This window comes from Lentibacillus jeotgali (assembly GCF_000224785.1).
Classification (GTDB): domain Bacteria; phylum Bacillota; class Bacilli; order Bacillales; family Amphibacillaceae; genus Lentibacillus; species Lentibacillus jeotgali.
The window spans coordinates 42,014-58,174 of the sequence record NZ_AGAV01000019.1 but is presented as its reverse complement, the minus strand read 5'-3'; the positions used below and the strand labels follow the sequence as shown (position 1 = coordinate 58,174).

Here is a 16,161-nt window from a genome sequence, read left to right as displayed (position 1 = left end):
TTGACAAATGTTATTGATTTGCAGGATGTTTCCTGGAGACGAGAACAGGAAAATATTTTATCCGATATCAATTGGTGTGTTGAAAAAGGCGAGCACTGGGCCGTTTTAGGGTTAAACGGTTCCGGAAAAACATCATTGTTAAATATCGTGACCGGCTATTCCTGGCCAACAGCCGGTCACGTCCGTGTTTTAGACCAGCCTTTTGGAAAAATTGACATCCGCGAACTTCGCAAATCAATTGGCTGGGTTAGCTCATCGCTTCAAGAGCGAATCAAGGAGACTGAACGTGCTGAAGATATAGTCGTCAGCGGCAAATACGCATCGATTGGGCTGGCATATGAGGAACCAGCCGAAGCGGATTTTGAAAAAGCATTCCAGATAATGGATCAGATGCGGTGCAATCATTTGATCGGCCGGACTTACAAGACGTGCTCACAGGGCGAACGGCAAAAACTTCTCATCGCCAGAGGGCTGATGGCATCACCTGACCTGCTGCTATTGGACGAATCAACGAGCGGCCTTGACTTCATCGCACGCGAGGAACTCCTTTCTGCCATTCAGGAGCTGATCAAACAGGCCGATTCACCGACGATTATTTTTGTCACCCATCATATTGAAGAAGTGCTGCCTGAATTTTCTCGTACCCTGCTGCTTCGTGATGGGGCAGTTTTTGCAAAAGGGACAAGCAAGGACATTCTGACCGGCGACAGCCTTTCACAGTTTTTCGGAATGCCGGTTAACGTTGAATGGCGCCATCAGCGGCCATGGGTGTCGCTGGATGAATGATGTTTTGAAAAATAACAGCTGCTCCTAGCCTTGCTGGGACAGCTGTTTGCTTTTGTCGATGATGTTTTGGTTCTTCTGCTGATGTCTTTGTTCTTCTGTCGATGTTCTCGCTCTTCTGCTGATGTTTTCGTTCTTCTGCCGATGTTTTCGCCCTTCTGACAATGTTCACCTTCTTCTGCTTGTATTTTCTCAAAGTGTTTCCGATTTACACAAAAGTCGCATCATGTTTATAAAAGCTCAAAGCAGGCAAAACACAAATAAAACCTTTGTGCGGGGTGAAAATGTGAACAAGAAATCAGATGATTCGACTAGGACTAAAACTGCTCGTGAAGAGTTTGAAGAGCAGAAAAAGTTCATGGACGAGCCGCCTGACGAAGATTTAAAAGAGGAATTAAAAGATGAGAAGAAAAAATTCAAATCCAAGCAACCGCCAAAGAATAAGCGAAAGCATAAAAACGACCAAAACGATTCAAAATAGTTCAACGCAACAGTTGATAACCCTCCTGCCTCAGCCGTTCGCTCTGGGGTCTGAGGGTTTTAATATGTTCCCCCCTAAGTGTTAAACCCAATGCTTAATGAACGAACCAACTGTAAGAGCATAAACAGCATGTGCGACTGTCCAGTACGTCCAAGCCATCAGATCCATTACCACTGGCGGGCGATCGGTTAACCCCGTTAATGCATATAAAATCGCGCTGCCACCCGTGTAAATAGCAAAATAAACTAACATCGACCGTTCAAGCCGAAATAGTTTGAGTATATAAAATAGCGCGACAACACTGACGATGCAAAACACAAAATGAAATGCAACCCCACCGAAATTCGCCGGTCCCCAGTCCGGCATCATAGGAATATAATCCGTATTAAACAACAATACATAAGCCTGACTGCCTGTAACAACCTGGACAATTTTTAATAAAACGAGAAGAATAATGCCGGCCACAATTCCAATTATACTCAACTTCAATACCCGCTTCATTATAATCCACCTACTTCACGATAAGAACTGTGTTTTAATTTATTCCCGTGGCGCATGATGTTAAACGGCTTAAAATTGTATCGGGAAGGGTGATTTTCTCCATTAATTCTGACGAGAAAAATAAAAAAACGCACGCCGCTAAAATTGCGACATACGTCTTTTCATAGATATCATGACTTCTCCTTACTGATCATGCCATGGACTTTTTCAACTTCATCATCGGATACCATCAGATAATAAATACCCTCTATATTCGTTCCGCTGCCTTTCATCTGATAGCTCGCAATATTTTTCCGGGTATTACGGTAACCGTTAAACAATTTTTTCATATCGTCAAAATCCATATTGGTTTTCATATTGTTCCCGAGAACATCGATGTAATCATTAATTTTCGTGACCGAACCAATTGAGGCACCGCGCTCAATAATCCCCTGAATAACTTTCCTCTGGCGTTCGTTCCGCCCAAAGTCACCATTTGGATCCTGTTTACGCATACGGACATAAGCCATCGTCTTCTCTCCGTCCATCTCAACAGAACCCGGACTAAAATTATACTCTCCATCATTCCAGGCAATTTCGTTATCGACAGTGATCGTACCAAGCTTATCGACCAGTTCCTTAAGTCCTTCCATATTCATGCGGACATAGTGATCCAGCTCGATATCCAGGAAATTTTCGACTGTCGCAACGGACATATCACTGCCGCCGAATGCGTACGCATGATTGATTTTATCCTTGAACCCCTTGCCTACGATCGTCGTTCGTGTGTCACGCGGAATGCTGACAAGTTGCATCGAGTCATCTTTTGGATTCAATGACAGCACCATCATGGCATCCGACCGTCCACTGTCATGTTCACGCTCATCCACACCAAGCAACAGTATATTCAACGGCTTGGATGCTTCCATTTTTTTCTGTGTGGTCTTACGGTCAATCGAATCAACCGGTTCATGCATCTCCTCATTCACCGTGTCCTTGGCATTGCCATAGATGGAAACAGCGTAAACTCCAATGCCGGCAACCAGTACAGCCATAGCAGCTATTGTTATTTTCAGCCAGCGTCTTTTTGGTCTTTTTCGATCTATTCTCTTTTCATTCACTTTCTCGTCCCCCGATAGATTATCTGTTTAGCATCTTTTTAAACGAATCTTTAAATCTAGTCGTACATTGTCATATTATCTCACAATATCACTAATTTTTTAAGGGCAAATTGAAGACAGTGTCAAACTCTCTGTCCTAACTTCATGTTTTTTTATGAAACAAAACGGTTATCCTTTATATAGAGTAAAACTTCATTCAGTGGGATGATTTTCCCTTCAGATATTTACGAGCAGTAACCCGCCGTTGTTTGGCGGGTTACTGACCGTTAAGGCAGGATAATATAGTACCGAGATTAAGGAGGCTGTCATTTATGGATCCAAGAAATATGCAGAATGGAAGCACCCCGAGACAAAAACAGATCAAGCAGCCCGGGATTGAATCGGATATGACTCCGCGTCCCGCCCAGCCGACAGAATACCAGGGCACGGGAAAACTGCAAGGAAAAAGTGCCTTAATAACAGGCGGTGACAGTGGCATCGGACGTGCCGTTTCCATACTATACGCCAAAGAAGGCGCCAATGTGGCAATTTCCTATTTGGATGAACATAACGATGCCGAAGAAACAAAGGAGATGGTTGAAGCAGAAGGTGCGCAATGTCTCTTGCTGCCCGGTGATGTTAAAGATGATCAACATTGCATCGATATCGTGGAAAAGACTGTGGAAGCATTCGGCAAGCTGAATATATTGGTGAATAACGCCGCCATTCAATAAGTACGCGAAGATTTACTGGACATTTCTTCCGAGCAATTTGAGGAAGTTTTCCGAACCAACTTCTTTTCCCATTTTTATACAACAAAAGCAGCAGTCCGTCACATGCAAAAAGGTGATGCGATCATCAGCACATCATCCATTAATGCGTACCGCGGCAACCCGATTTTTATGGATTATTCCGCAACAAAAGGTGCCGTCACAGCGTTCACACGAAGCATTGCGCAAAGCCTGGCCAAAAAAGGCATCCGAGCAAACGCGGTAGCTCCCGGTCCGGTATGGACACCGCTGATTCCGTCTTCATTCAATGAGGATGGGGTTGAAACGTTTGGACAGGACAGTTTAATGGAAAGACCCGGCCAGCCCTCCGAACATGCCTGGGCCTACGTTATGCTTGCAGCAGATGAGTCTTCCTACATGACCGGACAGGCGATTCATATTAATGGCGGGTCGTGGACTTCGTCGTAGTGAATCATGAGACAAGGTGTCTGTTGCCTTCTCTCTTTTTTTGCTTCTTTCGCCCATTGCAATTTTCCCCTTTCAAACATTTACTATTATAAATGCACATTTGAAGGGGTTGAACATGTTGAACAAAAAGCTTAAAAAATTTGTGGATGCCTTGCCGATACCAAAAACATTAAAACCAGTTCACAAGGACAAAAATGAGGCGTATTATGAAGTGCAGATGAGGGAATTCCGCCACAAGATGCACCGTGATTTAAGACCGACACGGCTGTGGGGCTACAATGGTCAATTTCCCGGCCCTGTCATCGATGTCAATCACGGTGAACCGATTCAGTTAAAGTGGGAAAACAAGCTTCCAGACAAACATATTTTGCCGATTGACAAATCGTTTCATCATCTTGATAAACTCCCAGAAGTCCGCACCGTTACACATTTGCATGGCAGTGAGACAAAACCGGAAAGTGACGGATATCCTGAAGCATGGTATACGAGAGACTTCCGGAAAACAGGGCCTGAATTTAAAACCGGGGTCTATCATTATCCCAACAGCCAGCGCGGCGCCACACTATGGTATCACGACCATGCGATGGGCATTACCAGACTGAACGTTTATGCCGGCCTGGCAGGTATGTATATTATCCGGGATGAACAGGAAAGATTTATGAAGCTCCCTTCAGGCGACTATGAAATCCCGCTTATTATCATGGATAGATCATTTCATGATAATGGCGACCTGTTCTACCCGTCACAGCCGGATGACCCTCAGGAAAACTGGCCAAATCCGTCCATTAGACCATTCTTTAATGGTGAAACAAACGTCGTAAATGGGAAGATATGGCCGTATTTGGAGGTGGAGCCGCGAAAATACCGCTTCCGTATCTTGAATGCCGCCAACACACGTGCTTATCAACTTTACCTTGATTCAGGCCAGTCATTTTATCAAATCGGGTCAGATGGCGGTTTAATACAGAAAACTGCCAAACTAGATAATTTAGCCATTGAATCGGCCGAGCGGTTTGATGTGATCATCGATTTTTCCGATCATGAAGGGGAAACCATTCCATTGAAAAATAACCTTGGACCAGATGCCGACCCTGAAGACGAAACAGATGATGTCATGCAATTTAACGTCAGTCTGCCTTTATCATCTGAAGACAGAAGCAGAATCCCCCGGAATTTAACACGTATCCCTTCACTCAGGCAAAATAATATCCAGCGTATTCGAAACTTGAAACTTGTCGGTTCGACTGACAGCCTCGGCCGGCCATTATTACTGCTGAATAATAAAAAATGGGTGGACCCTGTTACAGAAACGCCTAAACTGGGCTCAACCGAAGTCTGGTCATTCATCAATGTCACAAACTTTACCCACCCCATTCATATTCATCTGATTCAATTCCAAGTTCTGGACCGGCAGCCATTCGACCTTGACCGTTATAACAAAGATGGGAATATTATGTTCACAGGCCCGCAAGAACCACCAAAAGCAAATGAAAAAGGCTGGAAAGACACCGTGGCAGCACCAGCAGGGCAATTCACACGCGTTATCGCTAAATTCGGGCCATTTCCAGGTGACTACGTGTGGCATTGCCATATACTCGAGCATGAGGATTATGACATGATGCGTCCAATGAGTGTGATTGACAGGGATAGGCGGGGATAGAAAGTCTGCCGTTAGGCTTTTTCCTTCCGATGAAACGAATCGCTTACACCAGTATTGAGTCTATTCAAAGGAATAAGCAAGCCGTCTTGACAGATGTATAAATATCGGATAAGTTTGAAAAAAGTAATCCACTATTATAATTCGTTAAAAGGATGGCAGAATATGCGTTTTAAAACGACAGATTTATGTGATGACTATTCAAAAGAATTAGCTATCTGCAATCAACCGTTTATTTCCTATGGAATGAAAAAAGCATTCGCCGGCCCGATTTCCACTGTTAAAGTGCGGGAGGATAATGTACTTGTAAGAGAATCACTTGAGACAATTCCAGAAGGTCATATCCTTATTGTGGATGGTGGAGCATCCAGGAATTGTGCATTACTAGGTGATCGCCTTGCCAGCATCATAAAAGACCGCAATCTTGCGGGGGTTATTATTTATGGATGCATCCGCGACTCCGCAGATATTGCCCAAATGGACGTCGGTCTCCTTGCGCTTGGAACAAACCCCCTAAAAAGCAACAAAAATGGAGAAGGTGAAAAGGATATCACCCTGACATTTGGAGAAGTAGAGTGGGAACCTGGGAATTTTGCATATGCTGATGAAGACGGAATTGTTATTTCAGAGAGAAAGCTGATTTAAGCGGTAGTTTGATTCACGAAATTTATAAATCCATCCGCCCTTAGAAAGGCAGATGGATTTCCTGCTTTACAACTGTTTTAACTTCACACCACGGCACAAATCGATTTACCGCCGTTCAGCACTCTGTCAACTTCCTGTGCGATCAGCATGGCTGTCCGGGACTGCGCTTCATCGGTCAAACCGGCAATGTGCGGGGATAACCGGATGGATTCTTCACGAGCAAGCGGTGAATCCTTCTCAACCGGTTCCTTTTCAAGCACGTCAAGGTACGCACCGGCAATCTGTTCCGACTGAACCGCCTCAATCAGATCCTGTTCATGGACAATACCGCCTCTGGCTGAATTGATCACGTAGGCATGCGATTTCATCAGTGGAAAATTGTCTTTGTTGATCATATGTTTAGTTGCTTTGGTCAACGGAACATGGACTGAGACAAAATCCGATTCGCTGAGCAGTTCATCAAGTGTCTCCGCCGGACGGACTCCCGTCTCCGCCAGGACATGATCAAAAGGCGCAACGAACGGGTCATAGCCAATGACATCCATGCCAAACGCTTTTGCCCTCCTGGCTACACGGTTTGCAATTTCGCCCATTCCGACAAGTCCAAGTGTCCGCTTATTCAACTCATAGCCCGTGAAAAACTTGCGATCCCAGTTTCCACGGCGCACATCAGCATCGGCATCAGAGAGTGGTCGGGATGCATCGAGCATTGCTGCCATCACATATTCCGCAACAGAAGTGGCATTCGCATTTTTAGCAGCTATCACCGGGATGTTTCGTTCTTTTGCCGCTTCCAGATCAATGTTATCCAAACCAACACCAAGCCGTCCGATAACTCTGGCGTTTTTCGCAGCATCAAGAAATTCAGGATCGACCCTCGTTTCATTCCGTACAATCAGAGCATCATAATCCGGCAACAGTCTCAGCAACTCTTCTCTTTTCCGGCTAAGCTCCCTATCGTAATCAACAGAATAACCAAGCCTTCTGAGTTCTTCAATGCCGTCTTGCCACATCAGTTCAGTCACGAGTATTTTCATAAGCATTCACTCCTTGAATAGTGGTCAACTTGTCTATGTATCTATTTCTGATTTTTCCATAATTCAAACATTATTGCAACGATTTGACCTGCCCCTTATTGAATATATGCGAGGGGTGGGAGGAGGATTCTTATGACAAAATTCAGCTTTTGCAATGTTAAGACTCACTTCTCCTGAACCCTTTGTATTTTAGTCCTAAAACGGATATGATAAGATAAAAATTATAATAATTATTACTTTTGTATAAAGTGAGGCTGGATAAATGCGAATTGCAGGTATCTCCGGCAGTATTCGTGAGGATTCGTACAACAATTTGCTGCTGGAAAACATCAAGGAACGTTACGCAAATGACTTTGATTTGGAAATTGTCAAAATCGGCAAGCTGCCACTGTTTAATCAGGTAGAAGAACTCGATCCGCCCGAGGTGGTCAAAACGTTTAAAAATCAAATTGCCGAATGTGACGGTGTCCTTATTTCCACACCTGAATATAACTGGTCTGTTCCAGGTGTCCTAAAGAACAGTCTGGACTGGCTATCACGCGGCGAACGCCCGATGATCGGCAAACCAGTCATGGTTGTTGGCGCATCAATCAGTCTGATGGGAACAATCCGCGCCCAAATGGACTTACGGCGCATATTGAGCGCTCCAGGCTTATCTGCAAGTGTCCTGCCACCTTCTCAAAGTGAAGTTCTCATCACACAGGCTCATGATAAATTTGATGAAGACGGCAAGCTGACGGACGAAGTAACTTTAGCCGTTGTAGAAAAAGCTGTGAAAAATTTCAGCGAGATGCTGAATAAAGGATGATTTAAGCGCACGGGTGTTGCTTCAACTCATGCAGGAGCTTTAGAACGCGGAGAAGACCGATCTAAATGCGTCCGGAGAAAGCAAATACGCCAATTTGTGCGGGAAAATCGTCAAATTAAATGGAGGATAGCTCCGGCTTGTGCAGAAAACGTGTGGAGTTGAGCGGGACGTCTTTAGAGATGTGCGAGACGGGAACTAACTTGTGCGGAATCGTCGTAAACTTATGCGAAAACCCCATCAACTTGTGCGGGAATGGCCTTAACTTGAGCAGGAAACTCAAGAACTTGTGCGACAGTCTTCCAAACTTGTGCGACGACTGTAACAACTTGTGCGGGGAAATTCCGGCGCGCAGCCTTAAATTCATCACAACAATAAAGGAACAGGAATGCTTCAACCTCCCTGTTCCTTTTCTTAATTATTCTCTTGGTATGCCTTCAAGCCATTTATCAACTTGATCAGGGTTATTCTCAATATAGTCCTGAACGACTTTTGCAGGATCCTGATCTTCCGCATGAACTTTCGGCATCATTTCGTTAATCATATCATAGTTTTCATTATATTGCTCGAGCACTTTGTAGGCTCTTGGAGCGTCTTCTTTCAAACCTTTGCGTGCTACCGTATAGATCTGGTCACCTTCTCCGCCATAGACTTCCTTTGGATCCTCAAGCATTTTCAAATCCATTGTTCCGAAAATCCAATGCGGCTTCCAAAGCGGTACAATAATCGGCTCTTTATTCTCAGCGGCTGACTGCAGTGTCGTAAGCATTGCCGCTTCTGAGCTTGATGTCAGTTCCCAATTGTCGAGACCATACGCCTCAAATGCCTCTTGGGTATTTTGCATAATCCCGGCTCCTGGATCAATTCCAGTAACAGTCCAGTCGACCGACTTACCAAGTTCCTCATTACCCTTCAAATCTTCAATTGAATTGATATCTTCCATGTAGCTCGGGACACCCAGAGCCAATGGTGCCTTATCAAGAACTTGCTTGACTTTAACAATATCTTCGCTGTATTTTTCCCAGTACGGAGCATGTGTTGCTGGCAGCCATGCGGATGTATGGAAATCAGCTGAGCCATCGGCAACACTGGACCACATCGCCCCTGCCTCTACCTGTTTCAACTCAACATTGTAGCCGACCATTTCAAGCAGTGCTCCAAGCATATGTGTACTAACCGTCTCCCTTGCCCATGCCACGTAAGGCTGGGTCAATTCTTTCTGCCCCACTTCTGGTCCTTCACTTGTTTCTTCTGAGCCTTCATCATTTGAAGAACCGGAGTTTTCTGCTTCCCCGCTACCTCCACCGCATGCAGCTAGAAACATGATGAGGACAAGGCCAAAGACCGCCAAACCAAATTTAAATTTACGATCTCCAAAAATAATAATACCCCCTTAAATGATTTTATACTTGTACATCTCCAGGGAATTCAGAATCGTGAGTAAATCACCCCTGGAAAAAGACAACTCTTGTTATCATATCAAAGATAGTACATTTGACCTAATTAGTATTTTAAAGATATTGCAAGTATAAAAAATCATTCACACGATAACAGAATCTAAATGGCTTTATTCAATAATTTCTCCTAGATATACAGCAATCCGCCTGATTATGAAATTTTATCATTATCTATGAAAATAGTCGTTTCTCATCGATGCTGTTGCTATTAATTTGAGCCAATACGTTTCGCTTCCTTCCTCGCCGGTAGTTTCATCACCAGCAAACCACTCCGATACAGAAAGCAAAACAGATCAGCGCAACCAGATGCAAGTGGCCAGTATCCATATGCTCGTTAAACGTAAGACCCAGTAGACTGGAAGATAGTATGGCTCCAATATAACGGCTTGTCTGGTACAGCCCGGATGCCGATCCGGTTTCTTCCGGACGCACATTCTCAAAAAGTGCCGTTTGTGTCGTGATATTATTAAACCCCTGGCTCATGCCAAGAATCGACATGATGATCATCAGCCAGACCAGCGGTGATGCCTCATAATACGTGAGGAGCAGGCCGGTACCGCTCAATAAGAAAGATGCCCATATGCCACAAGTTAAGGGAAAGTAATGCTTGCTTATGATGAAGGCGGTGCCGTAGAGGAAGTGATTAATAAAGGATTGGAAGCTCACACTGAAAACAGCATTACCAACCCGGATGAATTGCGCAGCCGTCTGGCAGCTGTCCGCGAAGACGGCTACGCTATCAGTACAGAAGAATTTCGGGAAGGCATTAAATCAGTTGCCGCAACAATCCGTGACCATACCGGAAAAGTTATCAGTGCGATCACAGTGGTCGGACCGCTTCAGCGGATGACAAACAACAAAACCCCCCACATCAAAAAAAAAGTCATGGCAGCTGGAAAAGAAGCATCCGAACGAATGGGGTATGATGAGCGATATTTTAAACAGCTGGGAAGATTGCACCGTTAACGAAATCACATTGATTTGATATCAGAGACTTGCTTAAGGATAGGTGTTTGCGCGCTCACTTAAATACAGGTTTCATGCGCGATTTGGGTCTGCTCTCGCACGAGTTTTAGGCTTCCGCCGCACGAGTTTAGGCTGTCGTCGCACAAGTCCAGAACTCCTAGTATCTTTCAAAGCTAACAGAGCAGCCCACCAGTATACTGCTCTGTTTTTGAATAACACCACAAAACCCCATCTGCCTTACCACAGGCAGATGAGGTTTTGTCTACTCCTCTGACTTCGTAATCAGTACAGTACCGTCTTCTATTTGGATAGTTGCTCCAGGCATTGCATAATCACGAAGCCAGTCATTCGCATGGATACTCAGCACATAGCCGTTGTCGGGGATTTCGGAATCGTTGCCGCCACGCTTTGTAACGGTACCATCAACAACCGTTACTTCGTAGCCCCACTGATTTGTTCCGGTGGATTCACCATGTTCAGGCGTATATTGAATCAATTCTCCACCCCCGCGGGACGTGTTAACACCATCCAGCTCGCGGTACTCGACAACATTGAGCTCACCCCACATACTATCGATCAGGAATGGTTTAATCACTTGCTCACCAATCTTTTGCGGCATTTTATTAACCTGGATCATTAAATCTCTCAGTTGAGCCTGATATTCATTTGCTTGATCTGCCTGTCCGTTTTTCTTTGCCATTAGATACTTAACAGCAACTTCACCTGCATTCCCATAGACATCAAGATTATTTAAATATGGGTTAGCCGCTTCAAGAAAACCTTCATGATCAATACTTTTGCGAGCATTTACAGCGACTTGCTGCAGATTTTCAAACGTAGCAATCAGTTCCTCTGAAGCCTGGTCGGCATCATTACCATTATATTGCTCCCAGAATGCATCAATTTGCGGTTGCAATGTCATTTCCAATGATGGCAATGTCAGCACGCTTTTAATCAAAAATGGCTTTATAACGCCTTGTCCCATTTTTTGCGGGATTTTTTCGAATTGGTTAAATAACGTCATAAGTTTTTCCCTGTATCTCTTATCCGATTGACCTTCTTTTTGTTCCGTAAGATAGTTAACTGCAGCCTCGCCGGCTTCACCGTAAAGTTCCAATTTATCCAAGTAAGGGTCTATTTCCTCAATGAATTTGTCATTATCCATCTGCTGCCGAAGTTTTCCCGGAACACTCTGCAGATTCCTGAATTCATCCCTAAGTGCGTCCGCTTCTTCTTCAGCATTATCAGATACATAAGCCCGCCAGAAATCCTCGATTAATGGTGTCAATGTCAGGGATTCTTTTTCATTAAGCGGTGAGGAATAGGAATTCTCGGCAAACTTTCTGAGTACGTCTGCTGCATCACCGCCAAACGACTGAATGCTGCGCTCCCATGATTGCTTAGGTTCATAGTCAGCAGGATTCCATGTATAGTCCGCAATTGTATACAGTGGTATTTTTGAAGCTTCTGCCTCATTCATTGGGTTTGATGTTAAACCAACAACGCCGTGTTCCACTATATCAGCATCCCGTTTAACGAGCGGGCCAAAGAACAGACTGTTGCGGTCAAAATCGTTTACCGGATAATTATCCCACAGCAACAAGTCATGCTGAAAAATATCCCAGACCTTTTCCGTTCCTTCTGAAGTGATTTGTTCGGAAACCACTTTCGGGCCAGTCCACATAACTATGGTGTCATCATTAAGCATGTCAGCAAATTGCTCACGGTAATCGGTTGTGCCATTACCGGAGTAATCTGTCGGAACCATGATCAATCGCTCCGCTCCTTCATGCGTCTGGATAAATTCCTCGGAAAACCGGTTCAGCAGATAGGCATGGGCTGCAGCAACCGGAGCCTCTTCGTCACCGAATTTCTCCTGATCCTTGTCACAGTGCAGATTTTTACTGATATCATCCAAGAAAATGGCATAAGACCGGACACCCAGATCCCACATTTGCTCCATTTTCTGCTTCAGCAATCCAAAATCCTCGTCGCCTGAGTAGCAGATTGATTGACCGGGTGACAAAGAGAAAGTGAAATTTACATGATTTTCGTTTGCCGTATCTACCAGTTCCTTTATACGTGTCAATTCTCCCTCAGGATAAGGCTCGCGCCAGTTTTCCCGGTGATATGGGTCATCTTTAGGTGCGTAAATATATGTGTTCATCTTATTCTCACCGTAAAATTCCAGCTGGCTCAATCTGTCCTCATGTGTCCATGGCGGACCGTAAAAACCTTCAATCGACCCGCGAATCGGCATCTCCGGCCAGTCACGGATTTCCACCTGAGGTATCCAATCCCTGCCGGTTCGTTCCTTGATTATTTGGCTGAATGTTTTAGCAGCATAATAGGTTCCGGTCTTATCTTTCCCGGCAAGAACGATTTGCTTATTTTTCTTATGTGCATACAGAACGTAGCCTTCGTCCGCCAGTTCTTCCGGTCCTTGTACACCATGCCGTTCCAGAGCATTTACAGAACCTTGATTTTCGGAAGGGCCGCCTATAAAAATAGTTACAGGCGTATTTACTTTTTCACCTGGATTTTTTTGGATGATCGATTTCACATCTGCGTTTTCCAGAGCGCTAATGACTTCATTGACTGCCTGTTCATCCGTCCCTTCCCCTACTACAACGCCAACTTTGGGTGTCAAAGGAAAGCCTTTACCCGTTCTATTCACTTCCTGTGGTTTAGGGTTAACCGTAAGTTCTTCTTCATCTGCTGCTGATACATTGCTGATGCCATTTAACGCTGACAGACACAGCAACAAAATGGGTATCAGCACCAAATACTTACTCCAATTATTCAAAATGACGCCTCCTCTGATTATTATTTGCTGATAACTCTATTTAATACGTTCGCTATCAACTATAAAAAACATAGTGATACAGCCAAAGGATTGATAGAAAGCCCTTTCAATTTATCACGATGCCTTACTGCGTCAGTCACGTATACTCTATTTGAATTTATTAATAAATGATAACATTCATATAATTGAAAATGAATATGAAAAAGGGACTATTTTCGATGAGCAGCAGGACAAATATCTTGTCCTGTATTAAGCAGACCATCTCCTTATACCTATTATCGAACTAAATATGCATTTGGGGGCTTAGGATTAAAAAATATTTATGTAAATTTCCTCTCTGATCCCCCCTTTTTCAGATTTTCTTCGATTATAAGGGTAAGGAAATCTATTTACTGGGAGACTGACTGATCTATTAATGGAAAACACACGCCTATTCCAGCAGCAATCTCATCAACATTTTATAAAATAATTAAGTGTTTTTACCAGCCAACTTGGGAATAAATAACTGGGACATAGCTAAAAAGGAGTGTTGCATCATGAGTGAAAGAATATTTATAAGCCCTGCCAAGTATGTTCAGGGGAAAAACGCCATACAAAATATCGGACAATACGTGAAAGATATCGGTGAACAGACCGTCGTCATATCGGATGAAACGGTTTGGGATATCGCCGGGAACGATGTTGTCGAACAGCTTAAACAGGAAAACATAAAAGCCGAAGAAGTTGTTTTTAACGGCGAAGCTTCCAAACAGGAAATTAATCGGATTACGGAGTTAGCAGATAAAGCGAGTGCGTCTGTCGTGATCGGTGTCGGGGGCGGTAAAACGCTCGATACCGCCAAAGCCGTATCGGATGAAGTGAACGGATATGCCGTGATCGTTCCGACAACCGCCTCAACAGATGCACCAACGAGCGCGCTTTCCGTAGTCTATTCTGATGACGGCGTCTTTGAAGGGTATCGCTTCTATAACAAGAATCCGGACTTGGTCGTTGTTGATACAAAAGTTATTGCAGGTGCCCCGCCTCGTTTCCTTGCATCAGGGATAGCCGATGCCCTTGCCACATGGGTCGAAGCCCGCAGTGTCATCAACGCAGACGGCAATACAATGGCAGGCGGAAGCACATCAATTGCCGCACAGGCGATTGCCGAAAGATGTGAGGAAACGCTATTCCAGTATGCACATCTTGCCTATGAATCGGTCCAGGCAAAATCGGTTACACCAGCACTGGAATCAATTGTAGAAGCCAACACCCTACTCAGCGGTTTAGGCTTTGAAAGCGGCGGCCTCGGAGCTGCGCACGCCATCCACAATGGCTTCACAGCACTAAAAGGTGATATTCACCACTTGACACACGGTGAGAAAGTCGCATTCGGCACACTTGTCCAGCTCACTCTGGAAAAACACAGTATTGACGAAATTGAGCGTTATATCGAATTGTACGTCAGCCTTGGACTGCCGATCACCCTGGAAGACATCAAGTTAAAGGATGCTTCACACGATGACATTATGAAAGTGGCTGAAGCAGCAACATCAGAAGGCGAAACCATCCACCAGGCCTTCGACGTCACAGCAGACGACGTGGCCGATGCTATCTATGCAGCCGATCAATATGCAAAGGCCTATAGAGACAAACATGCCGAATAAGGCTTGTTGTAATTGAGACGAGAGTTCAACACGTCGTCCAAAAAACTTGCCCCGAACACTACACTCGCTGACGTTCGGGGCCTTCTCATTCCTATGACGTTTTCAATCGCTTTTCCTCTTGCGCTTCCTGTTTATCCATCCGGTTGTTTTTCAAGAACATGTAGAACGATGCGCCGAATATGATGACATAGCCAATCACACTGAGCAGTGTCGGAATTTGCCCGAACAGTACAATGCTTAATAGCGCCGAATAAACGACCGTTGAATAAAAGAAAATCGAGATTTCATTGGCCGGCGCAAACTTATAGGCAAGCGTTATACCAAATTGCCCCACCGTCGCACACGCTCCTGCCAATAGCAGCAATACCCATTGCTGCCAGCTCATCGGTTCATAAAGGAAAACTGTGAACGGCAGAAGCACAATTGTTGTGAAAAACGAGAAATAAAAGACGACTGTGTAATACTTTTCCTTATTGCCCAGAACACGGAGAAGCGTGTAGGCACCAGCTGCGAAAATCGCTCCGATCACCCCGACGATATAAGGGAGAATTTCCACGGAAAATTGCGGCTGTATGATAAACAGTGCACCGATAAACGCTACAAAGATAGCGACAACCTGAAATTTACGCGCCTTCTCCTTCAGGAATATCGCACAAAAAATAATCAGGATGAACGGGCTAAGCTTATTCAGCATCTCAGCGTCGGATAAAACAAGACGATCGATGGCATAGAAATTAGCCACAATACCAACTGCCCCAAGTGCTGAGCGGGACAGCAGCAGCTTCTGGTTCTCTTTTTTCCCGAATATCCTTTCATTATGACGCAAAACAAAGCCTAATGTTATGATAGCTGCTACTATATTACGAAAAAAAGCTTTCTGCACGGTCGGTAAATCACCGGATAGCTTAACGAGAGCCCCCATAAGGGAAAAACCAAGTGCAGAAACCAATAATAATAGAATACCTTTATTGCGATCAGACATCTGCTGTTCCTCCAATTAGTGAAACGTAATTCATTAAGGCGTTCATGCCCATACTCCCGTAACCCGGGGCGATATCGGCACCAGATAACAATCCTAATACAAAATCACAAGATTTGA

At 44.5% G+C, this 16,161-nt stretch carries 15 protein-coding genes and 1 pseudogene; 8 read left to right on the top strand and 8 right to left on the bottom strand.

Going from position 1 to position 16,161, the window contains the following annotated elements; all coding sequences use genetic code 11:
• Nucleotides 1-786: an ABC transporter ATP-binding protein gene (locus tag ON01_RS15765; protein ID WP_010531967.1), complete on the top strand. Its 786-nt coding sequence runs from the start codon at nucleotides 1-3 to the stop codon at nucleotides 784-786.
• 24 nt (nucleotides 787-810) lie between these two features.
• Here the strand turns inward: ON01_RS15765 and ON01_RS19635 are convergent, their stop codons facing one another.
• Nucleotides 811-948, bottom strand: a complete 138-nt coding sequence (locus ON01_RS19635; protein WP_175284968.1) for a hypothetical protein — start codon at nucleotides 946-948, stop codon at nucleotides 811-813.
• Nucleotides 949-1,069: 121 nt separating this feature from the next.
• Between ON01_RS19635 and ON01_RS15760 the strand changes: the two genes are divergently transcribed.
• A complete protein-coding gene (locus tag ON01_RS15760) occupies nucleotides 1,070-1,264 on the top strand; it encodes a hypothetical protein (RefSeq protein ID WP_040912579.1) in 195 nt (64 codons plus the stop codon).
• A gap of 81 nt (nucleotides 1,265-1,345) precedes the next feature.
• Here ON01_RS15760 and ON01_RS15755 read toward each other — a convergent pair whose 3' ends face one another.
• Nucleotides 1,346-1,765: a hypothetical protein gene (locus tag ON01_RS15755; protein WP_010531965.1), complete on the bottom strand. Its 420-nt coding sequence runs from the start codon at nucleotides 1,763-1,765 to the stop codon at nucleotides 1,346-1,348.
• A gap of 170 nt (nucleotides 1,766-1,935) precedes the next feature.
• Entirely contained in the window at nucleotides 1,936-2,865 is a 930-nt protein-coding gene (locus ON01_RS15750) for an LCP family glycopolymer transferase (protein WP_010531964.1), read from the bottom strand.
• 311 nt (nucleotides 2,866-3,176) lie between these two features.
• Between ON01_RS15750 and ON01_RS15745 the strand changes: the two are divergent.
• The 3 genes and pseudogenes from ON01_RS15745 to rraA all read left to right on the top strand — a co-directional run bounded on the left by ON01_RS15745 (nucleotide 3,177) and on the right by rraA (nucleotide 6,345).
• Nucleotides 3,177-4,043, top strand: a pseudogene (locus tag ON01_RS15745) (SDR family oxidoreductase).
• 115 nt (nucleotides 4,044-4,158) lie between these two features.
• Nucleotides 4,159-5,703 (top strand): multicopper oxidase family protein, encoded by a 1,545-nt coding sequence (locus tag ON01_RS15740; RefSeq protein ID WP_010531961.1) that lies wholly within the window; start codon nucleotides 4,159-4,161, stop codon nucleotides 5,701-5,703.
• A 162-nt stretch (nucleotides 5,704-5,865) separates the two neighbouring features.
• Complete coding sequence (gene rraA, locus ON01_RS15735; RefSeq protein WP_010531960.1) at nucleotides 5,866-6,345, top strand: ribonuclease E activity regulator RraA; 480 nt, start codon at nucleotides 5,866-5,868, stop codon at nucleotides 6,343-6,345.
• A gap of 83 nt (nucleotides 6,346-6,428) precedes the next feature.
• Here rraA and ON01_RS15730 read toward each other — a convergent pair whose 3' ends face one another.
• A complete protein-coding gene (locus ON01_RS15730) occupies nucleotides 6,429-7,382 on the bottom strand; it encodes a hydroxyacid dehydrogenase (protein ID WP_010531959.1) in 954 nt (317 codons plus the stop codon).
• Between the two features lie 262 nt (nucleotides 7,383-7,644).
• On the opposite strand from ON01_RS15730, the gene ON01_RS15725 reads away from it, so the two are divergent.
• The gene (locus tag ON01_RS15725; protein ID WP_010531958.1) at nucleotides 7,645-8,190 is read left to right on the top strand and encodes an NADPH-dependent FMN reductase; all 546 of its coding nucleotides are present in this window, start codon (nucleotides 7,645-7,647) and stop codon (nucleotides 8,188-8,190) included.
• Between the two features lie 415 nt (nucleotides 8,191-8,605).
• Here ON01_RS15725 and ON01_RS15720 read toward each other — a convergent pair whose 3' ends face one another.
• Nucleotides 8,606-9,511: a glycine betaine ABC transporter substrate-binding protein gene (locus ON01_RS15720; protein WP_050901132.1), complete on the bottom strand. Its 906-nt coding sequence runs from the start codon at nucleotides 9,509-9,511 to the stop codon at nucleotides 8,606-8,608.
• 388 nt (nucleotides 9,512-9,899) lie between these two features.
• Entirely contained in the window at nucleotides 9,900-10,208 is a 309-nt protein-coding gene (locus ON01_RS15715) for an MFS transporter (protein ID WP_010531956.1), read from the bottom strand.
• 39 nt (nucleotides 10,209-10,247) lie between these two features.
• On the opposite strand from ON01_RS15715, the gene ON01_RS15710 reads away from it, so the two are divergent.
• The gene (locus ON01_RS15710; protein WP_010531955.1) at nucleotides 10,248-10,610 is read left to right on the top strand and encodes an IclR family transcriptional regulator; all 363 of its coding nucleotides are present in this window, start codon (nucleotides 10,248-10,250) and stop codon (nucleotides 10,608-10,610) included.
• Between the two features lie 262 nt (nucleotides 10,611-10,872).
• Here the strand turns inward: ON01_RS15710 and ON01_RS15705 are convergent, their stop codons facing one another.
• Nucleotides 10,873-13,416 carry a glycoside hydrolase family 84 protein gene (locus ON01_RS15705; protein ID WP_010531954.1) on the bottom strand — a complete coding sequence of 848 codons (2,544 nt, stop codon included), beginning with the start codon at nucleotides 13,414-13,416 and terminating at the stop codon, nucleotides 10,873-10,875.
• Between the two features lie 536 nt (nucleotides 13,417-13,952).
• Here ON01_RS15705 and ON01_RS15700 point away from each other — a divergent pair.
• Nucleotides 13,953-15,062: a glycerol dehydrogenase gene (locus tag ON01_RS15700; RefSeq protein ID WP_010531953.1), complete on the top strand. Its 1,110-nt coding sequence runs from the start codon at nucleotides 13,953-13,955 to the stop codon at nucleotides 15,060-15,062.
• A gap of 91 nt (nucleotides 15,063-15,153) precedes the next feature.
• Here ON01_RS15700 and ON01_RS15695 read toward each other — a convergent pair whose 3' ends face one another.
• Nucleotides 15,154-16,044, bottom strand: coding sequence for a DMT family transporter (locus ON01_RS15695; protein WP_010531952.1), 891 nt, complete (start codon nucleotides 16,042-16,044; stop codon nucleotides 15,154-15,156).
• Nucleotides 16,045-16,161: the final 117 nt, after the last annotated feature.

What these genes read in the sequence shown, in the direction of transcription:
- rraA (WP_010531960.1), top strand. Translation starts at nt 5,866, where the DNA reads ATGCGTTTTAAAACGACAGATTTATGTGATGACTATTCAAAAGAATTA.
- ON01_RS15720 (WP_050901132.1), bottom strand. Translation starts at nt 9,511, where the DNA reads ATGTTTCTAGCTGCATGCGGTGGAGGTAGCGGGGAAGCAGAAAACTCC.
- ON01_RS15710 (WP_010531955.1), top strand. Translation starts at nt 10,248, where the DNA reads ATGCTTGCTTATGATGAAGGCGGTGCCGTAGAGGAAGTGATTAATAAA.
- ON01_RS15730 (WP_010531959.1), bottom strand. Translation starts at nt 7,382, where the DNA reads ATGAAAATACTCGTGACTGAACTGATGTGGCAAGACGGCATTGAAGAA.
- ON01_RS15700 (WP_010531953.1), top strand. Translation starts at nt 13,953, where the DNA reads ATGAGTGAAAGAATATTTATAAGCCCTGCCAAGTATGTTCAGGGGAAA.
- ON01_RS15725 (WP_010531958.1), top strand. Translation starts at nt 7,645, where the DNA reads ATGCGAATTGCAGGTATCTCCGGCAGTATTCGTGAGGATTCGTACAAC.
- ON01_RS15740 (WP_010531961.1), top strand. Translation starts at nt 4,159, where the DNA reads ATGTTGAACAAAAAGCTTAAAAAATTTGTGGATGCCTTGCCGATACCA.
- ON01_RS15755 (WP_010531965.1), bottom strand. Translation starts at nt 1,765, where the DNA reads ATGAAGCGGGTATTGAAGTTGAGTATAATTGGAATTGTGGCCGGCATT.
- ON01_RS15695 (WP_010531952.1), bottom strand. Translation starts at nt 16,044, where the DNA reads ATGTCTGATCGCAATAAAGGTATTCTATTATTATTGGTTTCTGCACTT.